Source organism: Acinetobacter sp. YH12218 (assembly GCF_013417925.1).
GTDB classification, from domain to species: Bacteria; Pseudomonadota; Gammaproteobacteria; order Pseudomonadales; family Moraxellaceae; genus Acinetobacter; species Acinetobacter amyesii.
In genome coordinates this window covers 22,922-29,451 of record NZ_VPDB01000043.1, presented here as the reverse complement: position 1 = coordinate 29,451, position 6,530 = coordinate 22,922, and the positions used below count along the sequence as shown (strand labels likewise).

7 protein-coding genes are annotated in these 6,530 nt (G+C 36.4%); 3 read left to right on the top strand and 4 right to left on the bottom strand.

Annotated features, from left to right (window positions below; all coding sequences use genetic code 11):
- Window positions 1–205 precede the first annotated feature (205 nt).
- Together FTV03_RS12155 and FTV03_RS12150 are read left to right on the top strand one after the other, a co-directional pair.
- Complete coding sequence (locus FTV03_RS12155) at window positions 206–952, top strand: IS5 family transposase (RefSeq protein ID WP_026056797.1); 747 nt, start codon at window positions 206–208, stop codon at window positions 950–952.
- 352 nt (window positions 953–1,304) lie between these two features.
- Window positions 1,305–1,913, top strand: a complete 609-nt coding sequence (locus FTV03_RS12150; protein WP_180041545.1) for a DsbA family protein — start codon at window positions 1,305–1,307, stop codon at window positions 1,911–1,913.
- 85 nt (window positions 1,914–1,998) lie between these two features.
- On the opposite strand, the gene FTV03_RS12145 is transcribed toward FTV03_RS12150, so the two are convergent.
- Genes FTV03_RS12145 through FTV03_RS12135 form a run of 3 tightly spaced genes read right to left on the bottom strand, consistent with a single transcriptional unit; the run spans window position 1,999 to window position 4,899 of the window.
- Window positions 1,999–2,919: a hypothetical protein gene (locus FTV03_RS12145; protein WP_180041546.1), complete on the bottom strand. Its 921-nt coding sequence runs from the start codon at window positions 2,917–2,919 to the stop codon at window positions 1,999–2,001.
- 41 nt (window positions 2,920–2,960) lie between these two features.
- Complete coding sequence (locus FTV03_RS12140) at window positions 2,961–4,091, bottom strand: toxic anion resistance protein (protein ID WP_180041544.1); 1,131 nt, start codon at window positions 4,089–4,091, stop codon at window positions 2,961–2,963.
- Window positions 4,092–4,107: 16 nt separating this feature from the next.
- On the bottom strand, window positions 4,108–4,899 hold the full coding sequence (locus tag FTV03_RS12135; protein WP_180041543.1) for a tellurium resistance protein: 792 nt from the start codon (window positions 4,897–4,899) through the stop codon (window positions 4,108–4,110).
- Between the two features lie 327 nt (window positions 4,900–5,226).
- Here FTV03_RS12135 and FTV03_RS12130 point away from each other — a divergent pair, with 327 nt between their 5' ends.
- Window positions 5,227–5,715 carry a TIGR00645 family protein gene (locus FTV03_RS12130; protein ID WP_078189122.1) on the top strand — a complete coding sequence of 163 codons (489 nt, stop codon included), beginning with the start codon at window positions 5,227–5,229 and terminating at the stop codon, window positions 5,713–5,715.
- A 60-nt stretch (window positions 5,716–5,775) separates the two neighbouring features.
- On the opposite strand, the gene FTV03_RS12125 is transcribed toward FTV03_RS12130, so the two are convergent.
- A complete protein-coding gene (locus tag FTV03_RS12125) occupies window positions 5,776–6,480 on the bottom strand; it encodes a Crp/Fnr family transcriptional regulator (protein ID WP_180041542.1) in 705 nt (234 codons plus the stop codon).
- Window positions 6,481–6,530: the final 50 nt, after the last annotated feature.

The following is a 6,530-nucleotide window of genomic DNA, read 5'->3' as shown; positions in this document are numbered from 1 at the left end:
TTGATCTAACATTGCTAACGTCTCCAGAGGAGTAAATTTATTTGATGAGAGAATGATAGAACAAACCATTAAATAGGTGAAACGGTTTGTTTTTATAAAATTAATCGGTTTTACAAATCAAATGATTAGGGTCTGTTGACATTTGTTGATTAAAAAAATAGCGAGATAGTAAAATTAAATCGCCAAACCCAATTTTACACTCGCTATGCCTCGAACAATGCTAAATGATCAACACTGGTCCAAGTTACTTGCTATTTTCCGTCACTTTAATATTTATCTCAAATTAAATTTACGGAATTTTATTGAAGCGATTTTATTTCGAATTAGAACAGGCTGTCCTTGGCGTGATTTACCTCAAGAGTTTGGTAAATCAAATTCTATTTTTAAGAAATATAATCGATGGTCTAAAAATAGTAAGTTTATGAATATTTTTAAATTATTCAGCCAGCATGCTGATAAAGAGTGGATTTTTATCGATGGGAGCCATGTACGAGCGCATCAACATTCAGCTGGTATTAAGAATCAAAGTATTTCCAAAAGTATTGGTGGTAATAGTTCAAAAATACATTTAGCAATCGATTCAAATGGTAATCCTATTGAATTTATTATTTCAGATGGAACTTCACATGATATTAAGGTTGCACCTGATCTTGTATCAAAATTAGATTTAACAGAGTCAGAAATGCTATGTGCAGATAAAGGCTATGATTCAGAAAGTTTCAGAAAGAAAATTAGAGAAAGTAATACGAAAGCAAACATTCCTCGAAGATCAAATGCCAAATCTAGCAATGATGATATGGACTGGTATATGTATAAAATCAGACATTTAGTTGAAAATGCATTTTGTAGATTAAAACAATTTAGAGGAATTGCCACAAGATACGATAAGCTAAAACGTAACTATCAAAGCGCTGTTGCTTTAGCTTGTATATTTATATGGTTGCCTCTTTAGCTCAATTTATCGGCTGTAAATGTCAACACACCCTAAATTTCTTTCTAAATCATAAATATATATACGTATAATAACATTAAATTGATTTACTTCGTACACATATATCGTGATAAATCCCTCATTTTTTTCTTTTTTATTGAAATTACACCAAGTCTATGCAAGACATACGCACGACCTGATCAATTACAAAATCTTTATAAAGCTTTAAGTTTCATTTCAGCAAGTCGGCTTTAAATCAAAGGAAATATCAGATGATTTGACTGCTTTTGAGTTCCACCAATAAAGCCGCAATCAATCCCTTGCATCAATCAGCCATCGATCTAGAAGTATAAAATCAACAGTGAGCAGAATAATGAAAATTGAATTTGTCTTTGATATTGTTTATCCCATGAGTTATGTCGCATTTCAAAAGTTAAAACAAAACTGGAATGAACATACAGCAACCCGTGTAGAGCTATTGCCGATTCAACGCGTTCCTGAAATTCCTGAACAAGGCTTAGATGTGCTGCAGTATTTAACCAATAAGTATGGCTCAAGTGCAGCAAATCGAAAACTCGAAATGACAAAGTTTGCCGCTTATAGCGAAGATGTGATTATCAATATTGAGCACATGAAACGTATGCCAAACAGTCAACTGGCTCATCAAGGTATTTTGGCCTTGGACAATATTCTGGACCAATATGCCCTGACTCAAGCCCTATTCCATGCATTATTTGCACACGGTCAAGATATTGCTGATATTCACGTTTTAAAAAGCATCATTGAAGGCATTGGTTTAGATGGCTCAAAAGTACTGCGCTCAATTCAACATAAAGATATTGCAGACCGTCAGCATGAAATTACACAATATGTAAAATCAAAGGGACAGCACCCCATTCCTTTTTACCTTGTGGATGGCGAAGTGAATGATCAGACTTTTTCTACACAGGAACTTCGACAACTTTTTCATCGCGCAAGTTAATCTACCCAATATCAAAAATCCCCATACTATGTGATGGGGGTTTTTATTCTGAGCAATGCAATGATCTAAAAAGTGAATAGGCCTGTTAATGAAGTCCCTGCTCAATTCGATTAATCCGTGATTTGAACTGCTGAGAAAGCAGATACAAAATTAAGCTCAAAACCAGCGTGAGTACTATCACGACGATCAACACCCAACGTACAACAACTTCTACTACATTGGCTTGCTGAACTTGTTTTTCCACGCTTTGCGCCATCGGTGTCATGGTTTTATCAAATAGCTGATTTTGCATCGCCCAGAGCTGTTCAGGCTGAAAACCGTATTCACGGAATTTTGCTGGATTTTGTTGCTCGGTATTGATTAAAGATTGCACCAAGGGAATGGCTGTCGCACGATCTACAGGCTTATGCATCAAAGCAGCTTGTGCAAGTAAATAGGCTTGCACGGGTTTTGCCAATTGTGCATCTTCCATCTCGAAAGCTAGCTGGCTTTCTTGAATATTTTTTTCATAATGTACCAATTTTTGATCTGCTGCACGGTCATCATGATTAAGGTCATATTGCACATAAGTTAAGCCTGACCAAAGCACAATAAACGATAAAATCCAGCCGACAAATTTCAATACAAATGATTGGAAGCGAATTCTAAAAAATTGAAATTTCCTTAGAAATCCAACCAAGAAAAATGCGCCAATAAATGAAACGATGAGTTTGAGAAATAACCAACCAATAAAGGATAAAAAGTTTAAAAAATAGTCGGAGGACTCACCAAGTTGATATGTCAAATCACCTGCACTGACGGGAATATGCAGTTGCTGTACGCTAGAACTTAGGCCAAAAAAGCTATAAACCATATCATGCTGAATAAACAACATCACAGCTGAAACGATCAGCACAGAAACACTGGTTAAAGTCAATAACGTCAAATTGCGTTGACGCTTCTTAATGGTTTGAAGCCCTGTTTTCAGTTGCTGCGTATTTAGCGCATATTCATCAATGGGAGGCAAAGACATACTCCTTCAGATTATATTTTCACCTCCCTCAAAGCTTATGAAGAAGGGTTTGAACCACTCGATTCAATCACCAAATGATTCAAATTGTTTTGTAAGGCACGAATACGTGTCGTCGCTTCTTCACGCTTTTGTATACCTTCTTTCTGAATTTGAATCACATCATTAACGGTTTTAATGAGGGTATTTTGCACATGTTCAAGTGTTTCGATATCAATCACTGAACGCTGATTGGCTTTTGCTGTATCGACAGAATTTTGATGTAACAAATCTGCATTGCGTTTTAACAGGTCATTGGTCGCATCATCAATGCTATTTGCCAATTGCACGCTGTTCTTTTGTTCTTGCAATGAAATCGCCAAGCTAATTTGGTTTTTCCAAGCAGGTAATGTGATGTTTTTAATTGCATAAAACTTATCGACCAACATCAAATTGTTGGATTGAATAATGCGAATCATCGGCAAGGTCTGCATTGCAGACTGTTGCAAGATCTGTAAATCACTCACACGTTTTTCAAGATTATTTGCCAAATGATTGAGGTCATAGATTTTTTGCGTAGTGGTTTGATCTTGAACTTGAGTGGTTAAGCTTGCAATTTCCTGTTGAATTTCTTGCTCTTTCAACTTACCTGCGGCGATATACACCCCTAATTGTTTATATTCGTCTTGCACGCCTTCAAACATTTTATCTAAGGTATTTACACGCGCTTTTAAGCCATTTTGCGAAGTCTCAATTTCTTTGACCAACGCATCAATTTGCTCTTTGGTGGTATTAAAGTGCTGATCAAAACTTTGCTTAGCACCTTTAAATTTATTCAGTAAACCACCAAAAAATCCTGAGCTTTTAGATTTATTTAAAATGCTCGTGGTGTTTAGTTGCTGTGCAACTTGTACCACCTGATTGAGCTTTTGACCTGTCGCATCTAAATCTTTATTTTGCACCAAATTTAACAATTCATCGGTATAGGTCGACGTTTTGGTGGCAATGTTTTTACCATATTCGGCAACACTATTATGACTTAAATCTGCCAATTCCTTACGTGCAGCTTCGACTTCGTGAAAATCGGAAGTTTGTAAGCCAATTTCCTGCAAATTGAGCTGCTGAAACTTTTCTTCAGTCACCTCTTTGCTTACTTCAACGGGTAAATTTTTGGCATCTAAATCGGTCATAACTCACCTTATATTTCTAAGACTTAGAGGAATTCTCTAATGATTTTTTTAAAGTTTTAATCAAATTTTCACGGCTATTATCAAGCTTTTCCAATGAACTTGTCGAGTTACTTTGACGACTTTGTTTCACATGATATTGCCATGCTGGAATCAACACCTGCTGAGCTTCCTTATATCGATCTAATAATTCAAAAGAAAGCTGCTGAGAAAGCTGCATTTGCGTAATTGCAATATCATTACTGGCTTGTAAGGTTTGCAAGGTATTCACCTTTTTCGATAAACGTTCAGCAAAGTTATCAAGCGGATGCTGATTTTTCACAAACTGTGGGTATTCCAGCAAAAACTCTTCAGCCGCGACGATATAGCGTGCCATTTGCTCACGTAAGCCTTGTAGTTGATTAAAACGTGCTTGGGACTTTTGAATTTCTAACTGTAGTTTTTGGCTCAGATGATTTGCCCGATCAAGCAATTGATCCAAATTTTTATAATATTCAACTTGTCCTGAACCGTACTCCAAATCAATGCCTAACCATTTTTGCAAGGCATTAAATTTGCGTGTTTTTAAATATTTTTTTGAATTGGCTAAGGCTTGAATCAACTGCTCAATGGTTTGACTAAGTTGCTTCGTCAACTGAGGGTCAACACCATCTAGCAGTACCGACTGTGCTTGAATTAATTGATCTGCATAATGATTTAGACGATATTGATCGGTCAGTAATGGCACAAGGTCATTCCGCTTAATCGAAAGCACTTCCGCCCGATCTACCGTAATATCCTTTAACGGCACCAATACATCAATTTGTGACATAGCCAATTAAACTCAATAAAATCATTTTTATACTACAAGTTTTGCCATAAAAGTCTTGTAGTATTTTGCAAAAAATACATCTATTTCATCAGTCAAATTTCGCCATCAAATTCAACCGTTGCCTATAGATCCGCCAAAGCAGCCATACAGCATCATATGAATGGATATGATGACCTAAACAGATGAATTCAAGCTTAAGATACCCAAAGATTCAATCTAGATTTAAATTAAACAACTGACTCTACATGAATTATTATCAAAATTATCGTAAAATTTAATCCATATACTTTAGAACCAAATATTAGATCAATAATTTTAGAGGCTTAAATGGAACGTTTTTTCCATAACACAATGTATGCTGCACGTTGGATTCTGGCTCCCGTGTACTTTGGTTTATCCTTTGCACTGCTACTGCTCGCGATTAAATTTTTCCAAGAAGTCATTCATGTCCTTCCGCATATTTTAGAATATTCAGAAGCTGACCTGATTTTAGTCATCCTCTCTTTGGTCGATATGACTATGGTGGGCGGACTGATTGTAATGGTGATGTTTTCAGGCTATGAAAACTTTGTTTCGCAATTAAAAATTAATGAATCGACCAATCGCTTGAACTGGCTCGGCACCATGGATGCCAATTCATTAAAACTCAAAGTTGCAGCATCAATCGTGGCAATTTCTTCGATTCATTTATTGCGTATTTTTATGGATGCGAAAAACATCCCCAATGACAAAATCATGTGGTACATCATCATGCATTTAACCTTTGTTTTTTCTGCTTTTATGATGGGATATTTGGATAAAATCAGTAAGCACTAATCTAGATAAGGTTAATGAAGCCATTTGCGATCATGGCTTCTCGTCAAATTTTAAATCTAGTTATTCATCAAGTTCACTCATTTGCCTTAAACGCTCAAGATCCAAAATCGCGATTTGTCCATAATTCCACGCGATCACTTGTGTTTGGACAAATTGCTGTAAATGTTTATTCAACGTTTGCCGTGAAATATTAAATGACTCTGCAAATTCCTGCTGACTGAGTTTCAGGGGAATTTCCTGCCGACATCCATATTGTTCATAGAGTCGAATCAAATGTCTTGCGATGCGCTGCTCTAGCGTTGCCGTTCTCAAATAACGATTATGCTCAAACATCAAATACATACGTCGACTGAGAGATTGCACGACATTCCAAAGCGCCTGTGGATCACGCTGTAAAACCGCTAAAAACGTTGTTCCAGAAATGATTGCCACCTCGACATGTGTCGCAGCAAAATAATCATAATTCAAAGGCTTTTGTTGTAAGACTGCGACAAAATTAAATACCGACTGGCGACGGATATAGTCATTTACAATCAATTCACCATTATTTTGCAACCAACCAATTTGTAGCGTACCTGAAAGCAAAATATTAATATCTTGCACGATTTGTTGTTGTTTTAAGATGTGCTGCTGTGCATGAAAACGTGAATATTTCACCTGTTGTACAAGCTGTTCTAAAGTCTGATCGCTAAAGCCCTGAAAGATGTCTTCATTACGCAAAATTTGCAACAAATGCTGTTGGGCTGTGTTCTTTTGATCGCTCACGTCTATAAAAAAATGCCTAAGATCTCATCGATCTTAGGCAAGTGCTGAAA

Coding starts and splice junctions, on each gene's coding strand:
- FTV03_RS12140 (WP_180041544.1), bottom strand. CDS start 4,091: ATGACCGATTTAGATGCCAAAAATTTACCCGTTGAAGTAAGCAAAGAG.
- FTV03_RS12150 (WP_180041545.1), top strand. CDS start 1,305: ATGAAAATTGAATTTGTCTTTGATATTGTTTATCCCATGAGTTATGTC.
- FTV03_RS12155 (WP_026056797.1), top strand. CDS start 206: ATGCCTCGAACAATGCTAAATGATCAACACTGGTCCAAGTTACTTGCT.
- FTV03_RS12130 (WP_078189122.1), top strand. CDS start 5,227: ATGGAACGTTTTTTCCATAACACAATGTATGCTGCACGTTGGATTCTG.
- FTV03_RS12135 (WP_180041543.1), bottom strand. CDS start 4,899: ATGTCACAAATTGATGTATTGGTGCCGTTAAAGGATATTACGGTAGAT.